Annotated in this window: 14 protein-coding genes and 1 pseudogene; 6 read left to right on the top strand and 9 right to left on the bottom strand. The window is 59.8% G+C overall.

What is annotated here, in order from left to right; genetic code table 11:
* Nucleotides 1-49 precede the first annotated feature (49 nt).
* On the top strand, nucleotides 50-766 hold the full coding sequence (locus tag AOC04_RS07080; protein ID WP_060691884.1) for a FadR/GntR family transcriptional regulator: 717 nt from the start codon (nucleotides 50-52) through the stop codon (nucleotides 764-766).
* Nucleotides 767-858: 92 nt separating this feature from the next.
* Here the strand turns inward: AOC04_RS07080 and pepN are convergent, their stop codons facing one another.
* The 6 genes from pepN to AOC04_RS07050 all read right to left on the bottom strand — a co-directional run bounded on the left by pepN (nucleotide 859) and on the right by AOC04_RS07050 (nucleotide 7,492).
* Nucleotides 859-3,516, bottom strand: a complete 2,658-nt coding sequence (pepN, locus tag AOC04_RS07075) for an aminopeptidase N (RefSeq protein WP_060691882.1) — start codon at nucleotides 3,514-3,516, stop codon at nucleotides 859-861.
* 12 nt (nucleotides 3,517-3,528) lie between these two features.
* Nucleotides 3,529-4,359 carry a DUF2797 domain-containing protein gene (locus AOC04_RS07070; RefSeq protein ID WP_060691880.1) on the bottom strand — a complete coding sequence of 277 codons (831 nt, stop codon included), beginning with the start codon at nucleotides 4,357-4,359 and terminating at the stop codon, nucleotides 3,529-3,531.
* The gene (locus AOC04_RS07065) at nucleotides 4,356-4,616 is read right to left on the bottom strand and encodes a YeaC family protein (RefSeq protein ID WP_048361615.1); all 261 of its coding nucleotides are present in this window, start codon (nucleotides 4,614-4,616) and stop codon (nucleotides 4,356-4,358) included. Before AOC04_RS07065 ends, AOC04_RS07070 begins: the two co-directional genes overlap by 4 nt.
* Before the next feature lie 145 nt (nucleotides 4,617-4,761).
* Nucleotides 4,762-5,634, bottom strand: a complete 873-nt coding sequence (locus tag AOC04_RS07060) for a rhomboid family intramembrane serine protease (protein WP_060691878.1) — start codon at nucleotides 5,632-5,634, stop codon at nucleotides 4,762-4,764.
* The gene (locus AOC04_RS07055; RefSeq protein ID WP_060691876.1) at nucleotides 5,631-6,602 is read right to left on the bottom strand and encodes a metallophosphoesterase; all 972 of its coding nucleotides are present in this window, start codon (nucleotides 6,600-6,602) and stop codon (nucleotides 5,631-5,633) included. The genes AOC04_RS07060 and AOC04_RS07055 overlap by 4 nt, the downstream gene beginning before the upstream one ends.
* Nucleotides 6,602-7,492 (bottom strand): NAD(+) kinase, encoded by an 891-nt coding sequence (locus AOC04_RS07050; RefSeq protein WP_060691873.1) that lies wholly within the window; start codon nucleotides 7,490-7,492, stop codon nucleotides 6,602-6,604. Before AOC04_RS07050 ends, AOC04_RS07055 begins: the two co-directional genes overlap by 1 nt.
* Nucleotides 7,493-7,596: 104 nt before the next feature.
* On the opposite strand from AOC04_RS07050, the gene AOC04_RS07045 reads away from it, so the two are divergent.
* Both AOC04_RS07045 and AOC04_RS07040 read left to right on the top strand, forming a co-directional pair.
* Nucleotides 7,597-8,553 (top strand): DUF1853 family protein, encoded by a 957-nt coding sequence (locus tag AOC04_RS07045; protein ID WP_060691871.1) that lies wholly within the window; start codon nucleotides 7,597-7,599, stop codon nucleotides 8,551-8,553.
* 95 nt (nucleotides 8,554-8,648) lie between these two features.
* Complete coding sequence (locus tag AOC04_RS07040) at nucleotides 8,649-9,197, top strand: cytochrome b (protein WP_060691869.1); 549 nt, start codon at nucleotides 8,649-8,651, stop codon at nucleotides 9,195-9,197.
* Between the two features lie 112 nt (nucleotides 9,198-9,309).
* Here the strand turns inward: AOC04_RS07040 and AOC04_RS07035 are convergent, their stop codons facing one another.
* The gene (locus AOC04_RS07035; protein ID WP_060691867.1) at nucleotides 9,310-10,233 is read right to left on the bottom strand and encodes a 1-aminocyclopropane-1-carboxylate deaminase/D-cysteine desulfhydrase; all 924 of its coding nucleotides are present in this window, start codon (nucleotides 10,231-10,233) and stop codon (nucleotides 9,310-9,312) included.
* 195 nt (nucleotides 10,234-10,428) lie between these two features.
* Here AOC04_RS07035 and mrdA point away from each other — a divergent pair, with 195 nt between their 5' ends.
* Nucleotides 10,429-12,324, top strand: coding sequence for a penicillin-binding protein 2 (mrdA, locus tag AOC04_RS07030; RefSeq protein WP_060691865.1), 1,896 nt, complete (start codon nucleotides 10,429-10,431; stop codon nucleotides 12,322-12,324).
* A 179-nt stretch (nucleotides 12,325-12,503) separates the two neighbouring features.
* Here mrdA and AOC04_RS07025 read toward each other — a convergent pair.
* A pseudogene (locus AOC04_RS07025) lies at nucleotides 12,504-13,409 on the bottom strand (c-type cytochrome); the annotation flags it as partial.
* A gap of 270 nt (nucleotides 13,410-13,679) precedes the next feature.
* Between AOC04_RS07025 and tauA the strand changes: the two are divergent.
* Nucleotides 13,680-14,654, top strand: a complete 975-nt coding sequence (gene tauA / locus AOC04_RS07020) for a taurine ABC transporter substrate-binding protein (RefSeq protein ID WP_060691863.1) — start codon at nucleotides 13,680-13,682, stop codon at nucleotides 14,652-14,654.
* A 144-nt stretch (nucleotides 14,655-14,798) separates the two neighbouring features.
* Nucleotides 14,799-15,794 carry a GlxA family transcriptional regulator gene (locus AOC04_RS07015; RefSeq protein ID WP_060691861.1) on the top strand — a complete coding sequence of 332 codons (996 nt, stop codon included), beginning with the start codon at nucleotides 14,799-14,801 and terminating at the stop codon, nucleotides 15,792-15,794.
* Between the two features lie 53 nt (nucleotides 15,795-15,847).
* Here the strand turns inward: AOC04_RS07015 and AOC04_RS07010 are convergent, their stop codons facing one another.
* Nucleotides 15,848-17,188, bottom strand: a complete 1,341-nt coding sequence (locus tag AOC04_RS07010; RefSeq protein WP_060691859.1) for an MFS transporter — start codon at nucleotides 17,186-17,188, stop codon at nucleotides 15,848-15,850.
* Nucleotides 17,189-17,190: the final 2 nt, after the last annotated feature.

Raw genomic sequence — 17,190 nt, 5'->3', positions numbered from 1 at the left:
CTCCCTGCTATGATCGGCGCTTTCCAGCCACAGGACCGACCCGCTCCCAATGGATTACCGTCAGCCTTCCGAGCGCAAAAGCATGCACGCGCGCATCGTTCAGGAACTCGGCATGCAGATTGTTTCCGGACGTTTTAAACCCGATGACAAGCTGCCTGCCGAAGCCTTGTTGTGCGAAGAATATGCCGTCAGCCGCCCGGTATTGCGTGAAGCCACGCGGGTGCTGGTGGCCAAGGGGCTGGTGTATTCCAGGCCGCGGGTGGGCACCGTGGTCAAGCCGCGCCGTGAATGGCACATGCTCGACCCCGATGTGTTGCACTGGCTGATGCAAAGTTCGCCACAAAACGAGTTCTTTGCATTGCTGACCAGCGTGCGCAGCATTATCGAGCCTGCTGTAGCCGCTCTCGCTGCCCAGCATGCCACCGATGATGAAGTCGCCTCGATCCGCGAAGCCTATGAGCGCATGGAGCATGCACAAACGCCCGAAGCGTTGTTGCAGCCCGACCTGGATTTTCACAGCCGGATCGCCGACGCAACTCACAACGACCTGCTGGCCAACCTGTGCAACATGCTGTCGCTAGCGTTGCGCGAAGCACTCAAGCACTCCAATCGCCGGCCTAACCTGCACGAACTGGCGTTGCCCCGGCACAAGGCGATTTTGACCGCGATAGAAAACCACGACGCCCTTGGCGCCCGGCATGCCACCCTGGTACAGCTGGACGATGCGCGCACCGCGCTGGATGTGGTGTTGGGACAGCATCTTTAGATCCGTGAACCTGTAAACCTGTAGGAGCGAGCTTGCTCGCGAGCTGTTTAAAAAGCTCGCGAGCAAGCTCGCTCCTACAACAGAAGGTCGGTTCAGGCCAGGCTTTTGCTGACCACTTCAAACACGTCGCTGGAAAGCTCGCCCGAGCTGCGGATGCGCTCCAGCTCTGCTTTCATCAGCGCCTGACGGGCGCTGTCGTATTTGCGCCAGCGAGTCAGTGGCGCCAGTTGCCGGGAAGCAATCTGCGGGTTGAAGCCATTGAGCTGAATCACCAGGTCCGCCAGGAAGCGATAACCCGAACCATCGGCCGCATGGAAGTTGATCAGGTTCTGCCCGGCAAAGGCACCGACCAGCGCCCGTACCTTGTTCGGGTTCTTGATGTTGAAGGCCGGGTGTTCCATCAACTGTTGAACCCGCTGCAGACCACCTGGCAAACCGCTGCCCGCCTGCACGCTGAACCATTGGTCCATGACCAGCGGATTGTCTTTGAACTGATCGGCAAAGCTGGCCAGCGCCGCCGCCTTTTCTGCCTCGTACGGCGAGTTGACCAGCACCGCCAGAGCCGTCAGGCGCTCGGTCATGTTGTCGCTGTGTTCGAACTGATCCTGCGCTGCCGCCAGCACTTGCGGCTTACCGCTGAGCATCAGGTACGACAGTGCGATGTTTTGCAGGGCGCGACGGGCAAAATGCTCGGCTTCGGCCACATACGGCGTGACTTTCGACACTTCGCGATTGGCCTGATAACGCGCCCACAGGCCGTCATACAGGCTATCGGCGAGCTGCTTGCGGGCGAACTCGCGGGCCGCATGGATAGCTTCTACGTCAGCCACTTCGCTGATTTCAGTGAGATAGGCTTCACCCGGCAACGACAGCATTTCGCCAATCATTGCCTGATCCAGTTGCTGATTGCCCAGCACAGTGCGCAGTGCTTCGACCAGACGCGGGTCCATGACCAGTGCTTCGCCACGCTGATGTTGGCCAATCAGCTCCTGGAGCACCTGCACGGCCAATTGCTGGCCGGCATCCCAGCGATTGAAACCATCACTGTCGTGTTGCATCAGGAACATCAACTGGTCACGGCTGTACGGAAATTGCAGTTTGACCGGCGCCGAAAACTCGCGCAGCAGCGAAGGCAATGGCTGCTCATTGATGCCAACGAAGGTGAAGGTTTGCTCAGCCTCAGTCACGCATAGCACGCGGCTGGTGCCGCAAGCCGCCGGCTCACCCTTGAGTTGCAGCGCGATTTCAGCGCCCCGCGCATCCAGCAGACCCAACTGTACCGGAATCACAAACGGCAGTTTCTCGACCTTGTCCGGGGTGGCCGGACAGCTCTGGGCGAAGCTCAGGCTGTAGGTTTTCTGGGCTGCATCATAGTGCTCAGTGACCGCCAGACGTGGAGTGCCCGCCTGGCTGTACCAGCGCTTGAACTGGCTCAGGTCGGCGCCGTTGGCGTCTTCCATGGCCTTGATAAAGTCATCGCAGGTCACGGCCTGGCCATCATGGCGTTCGAAGTACAGGTCGCTGCCTTTGCGAAAGCCCGCTTCGCCGAGCAGGGTATGGATCATGCGCACCACTTCCGACCCCTTCTCATAAACGGTCAGGGTGTAGAAGTTGGAGATTTCGATAAAGCTCTCGGGGCGCACGGCGTGGGCCATCGGGCCGGCGTCTTCGGCAAACTGATGGGTACGCAGATACGCCACGTCCTGAATGCGTTTGACCACCCGCGAGTTCATGTCTGCCGAGAACTCGGAATCACGGAATACCGTGAAGCCTTCCTTGAGCGACAGCTGGAACCAGTCGCGACACGTCACGCGGTTACCCGACCAGTTGTGGAAGTATTCGTGGGCAACAATCGCCTCGACCCGCTGATGAGCGGCGTCAGTGGCGGTTTCGGCACGGGCCAGCACGGCGCTGGAGTTGAAGATGTTGAGGCCCTTGTTCTCCATGGCGCCCATGTTGAAATCATTGACGGCAACGATCATGAAAATATCCAGATCGTATTCGCGGCCGTAGGTTTTTTCGTCCCAGAGCATGGACTTTTTCAGACTGGTCATCGCGTGCTGGCACTTGTCGATGTTTTCCGGCTCGACATAGATGCGCAGTGCCACAGTACGGTCAGTCATGGTGGTGAAGCTGTCTTCAACGCACCACAGATCTCCGGCCACCAGTGCAAACAGGTAGGCCGGTTTCATGAACGGATCTTCCCAGGTCGCCCAGTGCCGGCCGTCTTCGTCCGGGCCGCTGGCGATCGGGTTGCCGTTGGACAGCAGGACCGGATAGCTGTGCTGCTCGGCCACTACGGTGGTGGTGAACTTGCTCATCACGTCCGGGCGGTCGAGGTAGTAGGTGATCTTGCGAAAGCCTTCGGCCTCGCATTGGGTGCAGAACATCGTGCCGGACTTGTACAGGCCTTCCAGCGCAGTGTTGGATTCGGGGTGGATCCTGACGCTGGTATCAACCACGAAATGTTCGGTTGCCGGGTGCAAAATCAGGTGGCTGTCAGTGAGCTGGTAATCAGCCTCGGTCAACTCGGCGTCGTCGAGTTTGACCGACAACAGCTCCAGTTGCTGACCGTCCAGCTCCAGTGCCGGGAAGCCCGCGCCACGTGCAGGGTTGCGGCGCATCACCAGTTGCGCATGGACCAGCGTGTGGTCCTCGAACAACTCGAAGGTCAGGTGCGTCTCGTCGATCAGATACTCGGGAGCCTGATAGTCCTTCAGGTAGATCATTTGCGGTTGTTCGGTGCGCATGCTGGAGTCCTTTTACTGATGCACGGCCAGCTGGTAGGCCGTGTATTTGCGAATATTGATAACGCCGGTGTCAAAGATCAGGTACTGCCCCTTGATCCCCATCAGCGTGCCTTCAACGATCGGATCTTTGTCCAGGTTGAAACTCACGATTTTGCTCGGGTACTGCTCAACCGGGTAACGAATCTCGACAGGCTCGACGCTATGCAAGGCTTGGACCGCTTGCAGCCCGAAACGCTCCTGCAAAGTTTTCATGCCCTCGGCACAGCTCTCGAACAGTTGATCGCGCACCGCCAGCAGATCAACCGGCTCGGCATCGCCCTTGAGCAGTGCACGCCAGTTGGTACGGTCGCCCACTTGCGAGCGAAACAGGTCCTCGACAAAACCCGATTGCTGACGGGTTGCCACTCGCACAATCGGCAGCGCCTGGCTGGCGCCCTGATCGAGCCAGCGGGTCGGCAACTGGGTGGCACGGGTGATGCCGACCTTGATCCCCGAGGAGTTAGCCAGATACACCACGTGGTCGGTCATGCAGAACTGCTCGCCCCACGACGGATCACGGCAGGTGCCTGCATCGTAATGGCAACGCTCCGGACTCATGATGCACATGTCGCATTGCGCCAGCTTGGTCATGCACGGGTAGCAGTAGCCCTGACTGAAGCTTTTCTTGGTTTTGCGTCCACAGTGAGTGCAGTTGATCTCACCCAGGTATTCCAGACGCAGCCGGGTACCGATCAATGGATTGACCGGCAGCTCGGTATCGCCCAGACGAAACGCATATTGAACGGTCGGCGACTCCAGGCGTGCCGACATTTTGCTGATTGCACCGCGACCAATCTCAATCAATGGATAGCATCCGACTTGAACAGGATGTTGGGCACCGGTGCCGATTTCGAGCTGCACTCTTGCGGGCCCATGTAGCCGGTGCGCTGGTCTTCAGGCAGGTTGTTGACTTCCCAGGCGATCATCGCCTGCAACGACAGCTCGCGCTGCTCGGCAGTGAGTTTGTTGCCGTCTGCCCATTTACCGATTTCAACGGCCAGTTTCAGGCTCTGATAAATCTCGGGGGTGATGTTTTGAATCATTTCGTTGAAGGAGGACATAGTTCTGTTTCCGCTCTAAAATTTGATATGACAAACAGGATTCAATTGTGGGAGCCGGCTTGCCGGCGATGCAGACAGCCCGATGTACGGATAAACCGCAGTGATGCATTCGCTGGCAAGCCAGCTGCCACAAGGTTGCCGTGTTTTATGCTGCCGGTTTGCGCCGGGCCCAGAGGCCGCCCAGCAAACCGGTCAGGCAGCCGATCAACAGGCCGCCGACATGGGCTGCGTTGGCGATCTGGCCAAAACCTATCATCGACACCAGCCCGGACATGCACAGCGCCAGCCACACCAGCATCATTACCAGCACTCCGCGCGGCAGGTGGTACATCGGGTTGGGCGCCATCAACTGGTAAATCCAGATATGCCCCAACAGGCCGTACAGTACCCCGGACAACCCGCCAAACAGGCTCGGGCCGCCAAACAGGTATTGGGCAAAGTTGGAGACCAGGCTGAACAACAGGCTCAGGCCGATCAGGTTGATGCTGCCCTGACGCATTTCAATCCGTCGTCCCAGCTCCCAGTACCACATGCCGTTCATGGCAATGTGCAGGAAACCGAAGTGGATCAGCATCGGCGTGAACAATCTCCACCACTGCCCCGCTGCCAGGCTATCCGACAATGGTGTGAACCGAATGTACTGCCCGTGAATGCTGAAATCGACAAAAGTCAGCGCGCTCAGGGTCGACAGGTTGTCCCCCAGTTGCGTCACGGCGGCCACGATCAGGCATAGCAATAGAACGATGGCCGTGGCCGGGCTGTCGCGTACTTGCTGGACGAACCCCGGGCGGGCCATGGCGGGCGGGCGCTCGACAATGGGCAGTTCATGCTCGGGGTCACCCGCCGGAAAGCGCTGATACAGGCTGCGCACATCATCGGCAATGGTTTCGGGCGCCCACAGCACCAGCTCGCCCGCCTCTTCGCTGACCCGGTGGGGCACCTGCATGCGTTTGAGCAAATGAACAAAACCGCTGAGGTCGGTGGACAGCGGCAAACGTAAAACAGCAACAGCACTCATTGAATCGCCTCCGGGCGTTCTACATCTACCCACACGAACTTGTTCGGATCGAGTCGGGTTTCCTGGTCAAGGCGATAAGCCACCAGCTTGCCGTACAGCACCGCGCTGTAATCCAGGCAGGCCAGGTTGGGGCGGATAGGAGCGGGTTTGCCACTGCGCCAGTAATGACCGACAAACAACAGCGGTTCATGGCCGGGGTAACGCAACAACGTTCCCTTTTCAGTGCTGGACAGCGGCTTTTGCGCCACGCCCTCGGGCAGTGCGTCAGGTTGAAACACAATATCGCCGTAGGTCTTGGGGTCGTCTTCCCAGAATTTGGTGCGAAAGAACGCCCGCGTCAGGCCATCGCCGCCCGTCAGCGTCATGCCGTCCGGCAAACGCATGTCGGTACCGCGCAGCAATCGGTTGAAGCTCATGTTGGCGAAGCTTTCAGGTATGGCTGCGGCCTGCAGGAAGTGCTCGTCAATGCAGCCATCGGGATATTGTGCGCGCAAGGTTGCGATTACCTGCGCATCCCAACAGGCATGCACCACCCGAAAGCGCCCGGCGTCGACAAACAGCGGCATGTCGTAAAACCACTGCACGAACTCGCGCCATTCGTCTGGATACGGGGCAAACTGTTCGAGGGTTTCGTGGATCAACCGGGCATGGCGCGGGGTGTGCTCACGCACATGCTGCTTGCCACTGCCCGCAGGAGCCGGGGTGCACCAGCCCAGCGCGTTGAATTCATGGTTGCCCATCAGGCACAGCGCCTGACCGGCCCGGACCATGTCATACACAATATGCAGCGACTCGCGAATGCGCGGGCCGCGGTCAATGATGTCACCGAGAAACACCGCCATCCGTTGCGGGTGTCGCCAGATACCGGCGAGTTTGCGATAGCCCAGACGCTCCAGCAGGTGCTCAAGGGTATGAGCACAGCCATGCACGTCACCGATCAAATCGTAACTGCGCGCAGGATCTAGCATCAGTCAGCCCTGCCGCCCAAACGGCTGCCCCAGCCGAGTTTGGTCCTGCACACTTCGTAGTAGTTGTGGTCCAGCGGATGGATCAGGCGCAGCTTCTGCGCTTTTTTACTGACGGTAATGGTGTCACCCGGCGCGCAGGTGAAATGGTTCTGACCGTCGCAAGACACTTGCGGGTAGATCTGCATGTCCTTGGCCACCACGATTTTCAGTTCGCTGTTGCCATCCACCACGATCGGGCGGCTGCTGAGGGTGTGCGGGTACATCGGCACAATGACGATGGCGTCCAGCTTGGGATGCATGATCGGGCCGCCGGCCGACATGGCGTAAGCGGTCGAGCCGGTGGGAGTGGCCACAATCAGGCCGTCGGCCTTCTGGCTGCACACGAACTGACCGTCGATATGCAGTTCGAACTCGATCATGCGCGTTGACTTGCCGGGGTGCAGCACCACGTCGTTCAGGGCATCGCCCTGGCCAATGGCTTCGCCGTGGCGGCGTACTTCGGCCTGCAGCAGAAAACGGTTTTCCACCAGATAGTGGCCATCGAGCACTTCGGCGACCTTGACTTCCAACTCGTCGGGACGGATGTCGGTCAGGAAGCCCAGGCTGCCACGGTTGATCCCTAGCACCGGTACATTGTGCCGCGCCAGGGCCCGGGCCGCGCCCAGCAAACTGCCATCGCCACCGACCACAATCACCATGTCGCAGACTTCACCGAGCATCTTGCGCGAAGAGGTTTGCAGGCCATGGCCAGGTAAAACCTCGCCAATGGTGTCTTCGAGGATCACATGCATGTGCCGCTCAAGCAGGAATTTTTTCAGTCGGCGAACCGTATCGAGCACCTGTGAACTGCCCAAACGACCAATGATGCCGATATTACGAAATTGCTCCATGAGGCTCCTGCAAGGTTCTAGGCGTGCGAAAACAGCGATTATGGGCGAAACGGGACGATAGACAAAACCCTTTCAGTCAGTGTGCAAACAGCTATGCTCGCACAATGATCCTCTTCCCCGACTTGCTCAACCTGCCCCGCCAATTGCGTCACCCCGAGGTGCGTGATCTGGCGTGGGTGATTCTCGCCCCGCCCATGCTCGAACAGACACCCTGGCCGCAGCGTCATCCCCTTGCCGGCAGTGACTGGGTCCAGGCCCCTGAACAACTGGAACACTGGCTGCGGGCACTGGACAGCAACAGCGAACCCTTGCAGCAGTGGCTGGCCCTGGCTACCACCCGGCGCCTGGGCCGTTATTACGAACGGCTCTGGCAGTTTGCCGTGGAGCATGCACCCGGGGTCGAACTGATCGCCGCCAACCTGCCGATCCGCCTGGGCGGGCACACCCTGGGCGAACTGGACATGGTGCTGCGTGATCGCGAGGGCGTGCATCACCTGGAGCTGGCGATCAAGCTCTACCTGGGCCCGCAGCAAGGTGATGGCAGAGACCCTGCGCAGTGGCTGGGCCCCGGCAGCAATGACCGGCTGGACCGCAAGCTCAAGCATTTCAGCCAGCACCAGCTGCCCATGTCGCAGCGCCCTGAAAGCCGCGAGATTCTCGCCGGGCTGGACGTACAGACCTTCAGCGCCCACATGTGGCTGGGCGGTTACCTGCTCTATCCATGGCCCGGTCTGTCGCAATCACCGGCCGGCGCCAACCCGCAGCACTTGCGCGGCAGATGGCTGCATCAAAGTGACTGGCCTGCTTTTATCCGGCAAAGCGCACCCGGTTGCTGGCAACCGTTGCCCCGGCATGCCTGGCTTGCCCCGGCGCACTATGACCCGCAAAGGTTATGGAGCGCGCAACAGCTGCAGGTCTGGCTTGAAGAACTGCACCCGCAAGCCCCTGCCCAACTGATGGTACGCCTGACAGAAAACGCCCGGGGCGACTGGGAAGAAGCCGAACGGCTGTTTCTGGTGGCCGATCTTTGGCCAAATGTGCCGGGAACCCCGGAAAACTGACACATCACAAGTGCAAGCTGGCACAACCCGTTTAAAGTAAAGCCACTCCGTCGAACTAGAACGGAGGTTTAAGACCTGAACTGTGAGGAAACACCATGTCCTGGAAAAGCACCGCCGATCACTACAGTCGAATGTCCATCGCCCTGCACTGGCTCATGGTGCTGTTGTTTGTACTGATTTATGCCGCCATCGAGTTTCGCGGGATATTCCCCAAAGACAGCGATGGCCGCAATCTGATGAAAGACGCGCACTTCATGCTCGGCCTCACGGTATTTGTGCTGGTGTGGCTGCGGTTGCTGGCCCGAACCCTGGGGGTTGCACCGAAAATCACCCCGACGCCGCCGGCCTGGCAAACAGCCCTCGCCACCCTGATGCACTGGGCGCTGTACCTGTTCATGATCGCGATGCCGGTGCTGGGTTATCTGATTTTGAGCAACAACGGCAAATCGGTGTTTTTCTATGGTTTCGACCTGCCACCGCTGACCGCCAAAGACGTGGACTTCGCCAAGCAAATCAAGGAGTGGCATGAACTGGGCGGCACCATCGGTTACTGGCTGATAGGTTTGCACGCCTTGGCGGGCCTGGCGCACCACTACCTGATCAAGGACAACACCCTGTTGCGCATGCTGCCCCGCCGCGGCTAAACCAGCTGTGAACTGTGAACTGTGAACTGTAGGAGCGAGCTTGCCTCGCGAGCTCTTCGTCATTGAAGAGCTCGCTCCTACAGTAATGGTCCGGCACCAGACGTGTGCGCTCCTACTGCAGGGCTTCAAACCCCCGGCGGCCTTGCAAGCCGCCGGTGTGCACAAACACCAGTCGCTGACCTGGGGTAAAACGCCCCGCCTCCACTGCCTGCTTGAGCGCCATCAACGCCTTGCCGGTGTACAACGGCTCCAGCGGCAAGTCGCTGGCCGCTTCGCTGTCGCGGATAAAGTTCAGCAACCCCTCATCGACTTTGGCAAAACCACCGCGACTGGCATCTATCAGTTCAAAACTGCGCTGCACCCGGCCGGCCGCCCACAAAATCTGCTCTACCTGCGGTGCCACTCCATGGTCATCCGGCACCGCCAGTGCGCCAAAAACCGTTCGCTGCGGGTCTTCGCCCAGTACCAGCCCGGCCAGCGTAGTGCCCGTGCCGGCAGCCAGCCACCAGCCGTCATAATCGTCCCAACCCAGGGCATTTAACTGCTCGCGCACCTGCGTCACCAGTGGCATGCAGCCCGCTGCACCTGCCAGTCCCCCGCCGCCTTCGGGCACTTTATGCAGCAGCGGATACTGCGCCTGCCAGGGCTCCCAGAAACCCGGGGCATGCCGCGCCCGGTACCCGGCAAACCCTAGCCAGTGCAACTGCATGCCAAAGCGCTCAAGATCGAGGGTGGTCGGGGTTTGCTGGGGATGCCCGCGCAACAGGCCCACCGTCGCGAAACCAAAGCGCTTGCCTGCCGCCGCCAGGGCATGCAGATGGTTGGAGTGGGCACCGCCCAGACTGATCAGGCCTTGGGCCCCTGCAGAGTGCGCCGCCTGCAGATACCCGGTGAGTTTGAACCACTTGTTGCCGCTGATCAGCGGATCAATCCGGTCCAGACGCAGCACCGCCACCTCGACCCCGGCCCGCTGCAGCCAGTCAAAGTCCACAGGCTGCAACGTGGCTCGGGGGTGCCAGTCAATCAAGGGCAGCATCAATGCAGATTCCATGCAAAAGGAAGCCAGTTTACAGCACCTGCTTCCCCGAGCAGCCTGTCGGTTTTCGCATGCCAGTCGACCAATAAACCGACTCGACACCCGGCTTCTTGGTAAGGTGTGCGCCGACTTTCGTAGCCAGCTAACGACCCGCTGGCCGCTGCTTTGTGTTTACTGACGTGAGACGCCCCAGAAATGCCCGAGCCGATCCCTCTTAAAGATCACGAAACCGAGAAGCGTCTGGTCAATAAACGCCTGATCGCCTGCGCCCTGCTGGTGCTGACGGTCAGTTGCACCCTGATTGGGCGAATGTACTTTTTGCAAGTCACCGAATTTGACTACAACTCGACGGTGTCCGAGAACAACCGGGTGCACGTGCTGCCAATCCCCCCGGAACGCGGCTTTATCTACGACCGCAACGGCGTGCTGCTGGCCGACAACCAGCCCAGCTTCAACATGACCATCACCCGCGAACGTGCCGGCGATACCGCCAAAGTGCTGGACTCGGTCATGAGCATCCTGCATTTGCCGGAAGAAGACCGCGCGGTCTTCGCCAAATCAATGAAGCAGGCTCGCCACCCGTTCGACCCTTCGACCCTGCTGTATGAATTGAGCGAAGAACAGATCGCCCTGCTGGCGGTCAATCAGTTCCGCCTGCCGGGCATCGATGTCGAAGCCCAGTTCGTGCGCCATTATCCCCAGGGCGACCATTTTGCCCACTCGGTGGGCTACGTCGGTCGAATCAACGAGAAAGAAGCCAAACAGCTCGATCCCACCCAGTACCGCGGCACGCAATCTATCGGTAAAACCGGCATCGAGCGCTTCTACGAGCCTGAACTGCACGGCAAGGTCGGCTTTGAAGAAGTCGAGACCAATGCTCAGGGCCGGGTGATGCGGGTGCTGCGCCACACCGATGCGGTGGCCGGCAAAAACATTGTGCTGAGCCTGGACATCAAACTTCAGGAAGCCGCCGAGGAAGCCTTGGGTGACCGCCGCGGCTCAATCATCGCCCTGGACCCGAAAACCGGGGAAGTGCTGGCGATGGTCAGCAGACCCAGCTTCGACCCCAACCTCTTCGTCACCGGCATCAGCTCAAAGGATTACTCGGGGTTGCGCGATTCAGTCGACAAGCCGCTGTTCAATCGTGCCTTGCGCGGCCTGTATGCCCCGGGCTCGACCATCAAACCTGAAGTCGCGATCGCAGGTCTGGACAGTGGCGTGATCTCGGCCTCTACCCGGGTATTCGACCCCGGTTATTTCCAGCTGCCCAACGTCGATCACAAATACCGTAATTGGAACCACAGCGGTGACGGCTGGGTGGATTTGAACGCGGCGATCATGCGCTCCAACGACACCTATTTTTATGACCTGGCGTCCAAACTGGGCATCGACCGCATGCACGACTACATGGCGATGTTCGGGCTGGGGCAGAAAGTCTCACTGGACATGTTTGAAGAATCCTCGGGCCTGATGCCGTCCCGCGAATGGAAACGCAGCACCCGCCGCCAGGCCTGGTTCCCCGGCGAAACGGTGATTCTGGGCATTGGCCAGGGCTACATGCAGGTCACCCCCCTGCAACTGGCACAAGCCACCGCGCTGATTGCCAACAAAGGCGTGTGGAACCGCCCGCACCTGGCCAAAACCATCGACGGTACGCCGCCTGTTGATGAGCACCCGATCGCCAATATCGTGCTGCATGACCCCAGGGGCTGGGACCAGGTCAACCATGCGATGCAGCTGGTCATGCACGACCCGCGCGGTATTGCCCGGGCGGCCGCCCAGGGTGCGCAATACCGGATTGCCGGTAAAAGCGGTACCGCGCAAGTGGTGGCGATCAAGCAAGGCGAGCGCTACAACCGACTGAAAACTGCGGAACGCAATCGCGACAACGCCTTGTTTGTCGGCTTCGCCCCGGCCGAAGACCCGCAGATTGTGATCTCGGTAATGATCGAAAACGGCGAGGCCGGTGGCCGTGTAGCAGGCCCGGTAGTGCGCAAAGTGATGGACGCCTGGCTGCTCGACAATCAGGGTGTGCTCAAACCGCAATATGCCAGCCCGCAGGTCAAGCCCCATCCAAACCCGCATGTGTGATCGAGTTCATGCCTGAATGATCTCTCGAACCGGTACGCCCGGATCTCTGTAGGAGCGAGCTTGCTCGCGAGCTTTTAAACAGATCGCGAGCAAGCTCGCTCCTACAGGAAATCACTGGGCTCAGTAGCGGCACAGGCAACGGCTGCCGTTCATCGAGCGCCGGAAACGACCGTGCCGCGCATTGGCACGTCGTCCTTGCCCGCAGGCAGTGACTTCAGGTAACTGGCGATCGCCGTGAGGTCTGCGTCAATGAAATGCCGGGTACTTGGATGAATCACCTCGGCCATGTTGCCCGATACCGTGGCAAAGCGGTTTTTCCCGGTTTTAAGCCATTGCACGGTGTCTTCAACGGTCCACACGTTGCGCAGGCTGAGGGCGCGCCAGTCCTCAACGGTTTGCCCGGCCAGATAGTATTTGCCGCTGCTGCCGGCATCGCTCATGGCCTTCTCCTGAAAAGCTGCCCCGCGCGGGGTATGACACGAACCACAATGCCCCAGCCCCTGTACCAGATAGGCCCCGCGGTTCAACTGCACGCTGCGTTGGGGATCGGGTACGAACGGCTGGCTATCGACAAACATCAGGTTCCACAGCGCCAGCCCCCAACGCTGATTGAACGGAAAACGCATGTCGGCCTCCAGGTTCGCCTGCCTGACAGCAGTCACACCCCGCATCAGATAGGCGTACAGGGCACGCATATCGTCCTGGCTCATCTTTGCGTAGGACGGATACGGCATGACCGGGTAAAGACTCTTGCCGGCAGGGGTCATGCCTTGACGCATGACAAGGTCAAATTCGTCGAAGCTGTACTGGCCAATCCCGGTCCCGCGATCAGGGGTGATGTTGCTGGAGTAAATCGTGCCCATCGGGGTTTTCAGTTCCAGCCCGCCCGCCAGCACAGCCCCGCCTTTGGCGGTATGACAGGCAATGCAGTCGCCAAGCCGGGCCACATACAGACCCCGTTCGATCAAGGCATTTTCATGCAGCGGATCGGCGTCAGCTGCCATTAGCGACTCGATGGCCAGGGCCTGAACCGTGCACAACAGTGTCAGGCCGGCGAGCGCCATACGTGGAAGGGTAAAAACCATGCGTTATTCCTTTAAGGCAACGGCCTGGGTAGCTCCCCTCGGCCCTGCTGTTTTTTGTGACGAACGCCTCACACTCAGTTGTAGCCGGTTTTCAACCAGCGGTGTTCCACCCGGCTCAGCCACAGGCCTTCAGGCCGTGTGAGCCAACGCTCTAAGCTAGTTCCAAAACGGTATTTTCCCCTTTTATTTAAAGCACTTAGATTCAGCCCACCGGACCGCCGGCGCTTTACTTGAACCTCACTTTCAGTCCATTACAACAAGGTCCGGCCCATGTCCCTGCGCACCCTTTTCGTTGCCCTGTCACTCGCAGGCCTGAGCCTCGGCGCTCAAGCCGCCGACCTGACCATCGGCTATATCACCGGTATCGACCCGACCAAACTGGCCCAGGCTGAAGGCCGCTACGACAAGGCCATTGGCCAGAAAATCGACTGGCGACGCTTCGACTCGGGCCCAGCCGTGGTTGCCGCGCTGGCCTCCGGCGACCTGCAAATCGGTAATCTGGGCTCAAGCCCGCTGGCCGCTGGCGCCTCACGCAACGTGCCGCTGGTGACCTTTATCGTCACTGCACAAATCAAAGGTTCAGAAGCCCTGGTAGTGCGCGATGGCAGCGGGATCAAGGAGCCCGAAGACCTGATCGGCAAAACCATTGCCACGCCGTTTGTCTCCACCTCCCACTACAGCCTGCTGGGGGCGTTGAAACACTGGGGCCTGAGCCCGCAACAGGTGAAAGTGGTTAACCTCAGCCCGGCGCAAATTACCGCAGCCTGGAAACGCGGCGATATTGACGGCGCCTTCACCTGGTCACCTGCACTGGGGGAGATCCGCAAAACCGGGAAAATACTGACCGACGCGGGCCAGGTCAGCGAATGGGGCGCACCCACCTTTGAAGTATGGGTAGCGCGCAAGGACTTTGCCGAAAAGCACCCGGAAATCGTGGAGAAGTTCGCCAAAGTCAGCCTGGATGCCATTGCCGACTACAACGCTAACCAGGCCGCCTGGACTGCAGATTCGGATCAGGTACGGAAAATCGCCGCACTGACCGGTGCCAATGCCGCCGACATCCCGGAACTGCTCCATGGCGCGCACTTTCCTTCAACCGCAGAGCAAAAATCCCCGCAACTGCTGGGCGGTGGCACCGCCAAAGACATCGCCCAGACGGCCCTGTTCCTGAAGGAGCAAGGCAAGATCGAAAGCGTATTGCCGGACTATTCAGGCTATGTCAGCGATAAATATCTGCCTGAATAACCAGCGGTTAATCACTGGCATAACAAATGCTTCCTTCGCTTGCAAAGCATGGTTCATACCCGGGGCTGAACGTCCCCCCGGCTGTAATGAACCGTGTGAACCCCGACGCCAGACGCGTCCCGGAGCATAAGGAGGAACCTGAGGATGGCTACACCAGTAACAGCATCAACCATCAATCAGCCCACAGTGAAAACCGTGGGCTTTTTGGTGATACCAAACTTCACCACCATCGGTTTTGCCTCGGCCATCGAGACCCTGCGCATGGCCAATATGGCGGCGCGGCGCGAGATGTTTCGCAGTGTGATCATTGCCCCGAACATGGACCCGGTCATCGCCAGCAACGGCATGCGCATCCTCCCCGACCATGCCGTTGGCGACACCCCGAAACTGGATATTCTGCTGGTGGTCGGTTCCAACCCCATCGTGTCCCACCTCAGCAGCCGGCCCGTGCTCAACTGGCTGCGCAAGCTGGCCCATGAGCAGGTGGCACTGGGCGGCATTTGCACCGGCAGTTACTGGCTGGCCCGTGCGGGTCTGCTCAAGGGTTATCGCTGCACCATCCACTGGGAAGACATTGAAACCCTCAAGGACCACTTCCCGGGCATCATCATCTCCAACCAGCTGTTCGAACTGGATCGTGATCGCTACACCTGCTCGGGCGGCGTGGCGTCGATGGACATGACCCTGCAATTGATTGCCCGCGAACCGGGCGGCCGGGAGATTGCAGCCCATGCCGCCGAACTGCTGCTATGCGATCGCGCCCGTGGTGCCCAGGAGCAACAGCGCGTGCCGCTGCGGCAAAAGCTTGGCACCTCACAGCCCAAGCTCAGCCAGGTAGTCGCCATCATGGAAGCCAACCTTGAAGAACCGGTGAGCCTTGAGGATCTGGCGCGCTTGAACGAAGTGTCGGTGCGCCAACTGGAGCGCCTGTTTCACAAGCACTTGCAGCGTACGCCAAGCCAGTACTACCTCGAACTGCGCCTGGCCCGGGCCCGCAGCCTGTTGCTGCGCAGCGAATCCCAGGTCCGCGATATCGCCCTGGCCTGCGGGTTTGTCTCGGCCGCGCATTTTTCCAAGTGCTACAGCCGCCTGTTCGGGGTTTCACCCATTGGCGAACGCAAACAGGTTGCGGTGCATTAAGCACAAAGCGGGCTTGCTGACGACAGCAAGCCCGCTTCTGTAGAAGCCGGGTATCAGTCCTGCAAGGCTTTGTGCGCAGTCTCCCGGCTGGCCAGCATCGCCACCAGCGCCACGCCGGCCGCCGCCAGTAAATACCAGGCCGGAGCCATCTTGTTGCCGGTCAGGTGAATCAGCCAGGTGGCAATAAACGGTGCGGTGCCTCCAAACAAGGCATTGGCCACGTTAAAACTGAAGGCAAAACCGCTGAACCGTACCCGGGTCGGGAATATCTCGGCCAGGAAGCACGGCAAGGTACCGTCGTTCATCGCCAGGATGGCGCCGAAGGCAATCTGGATCATCAAAATCACCACCAGCGACGGGTTGCCGAGCATGCCGAACAGCGGAAACGTCAGCAGCAGGAACAGCACCGATGCGGTCACCAGCATGGTCTTGCGGCCAAAGCGGTCGGACAGCTTGCCCATCAAAAAGATCAGACCGATATAGGTCGCCAGGGATACGGTCGAGGCGATAAATGAATCGCTCTCACTCATGCCCATTTCCGTCGACAAGTAGGTGGGCATGTAACTGAGCAACAGGTAAAAGGCCACGGCATTGAGGCAGGTCACGCCAATTCCGATCATCACAGCCCGGCGGTGAACCGTCAGCAGCTCACGAATCGGCGCATGGGTCGCGCACTCCTTGGCCTCCAGCCGTTGCTCCATCTCCAGGAATTTGGGTGAATCCTGCAAACTCATGCGGATATAACGCCCCACCAGACCAAAGGGTGCGGCCAGTAAAAACGGCAGGCGCCAGCCCCAGTCATGCAGGTTCTCGACGGTCATCAGGCTGTGCATGCCGGCAACGAACACCGCGCCGAACAGAAGGCCGGCAGCCGTGCTCGCCGGCACGATGCTGGTATAAAACCCGCGCTTGCCGTCGGGGGCATATTCCGCCAGAAACGCCGAGGCCCCGGCATATTCACCGGAAGCCGAAAAACCCTGGACCAGACGAATCAGCAGCAACAAGGCCGGGGCCCACAGACCGATATGGTTGTAGCCCGGCAGAATACCGATACAAAAGGTCGAGACGGTCATGATCAGAATCGACCACGACAAGGCGCTGCGGCGCCCGTACTTGTCGCCGAAATGCCCCCAGACCAGGCCACCGATCGGGCGCACGATAAACGACAGGGCGAACACCGCGAAGGTAGCCAGCAAACCGGTGGCCGCATCGGTCTGGGGAAAGAACGTCAGCGCAATCACTGTCGCCAGGTAGCCATAGGCTGCGTAGTCAAACCACTCTACAAAGTTGCCCATAAAGCTTGCTACTGCGGCGCGGCGCAGGGCCTTGCGCTCGCTCAGACGCTCGGTGTTTTGTGCTGCAGTCAGGGTGAGGATTGCACCTGGAGTACTCATCG

This window comes from Pseudomonas versuta (assembly GCF_001294575.1).
Taxonomy (GTDB): domain Bacteria; phylum Pseudomonadota; class Gammaproteobacteria; order Pseudomonadales; family Pseudomonadaceae; genus Aquipseudomonas; species Aquipseudomonas versuta.
Note: the sequence above shows the minus strand (reverse complement) of the source record. Positions and strands in the feature narration are given on the sequence as shown.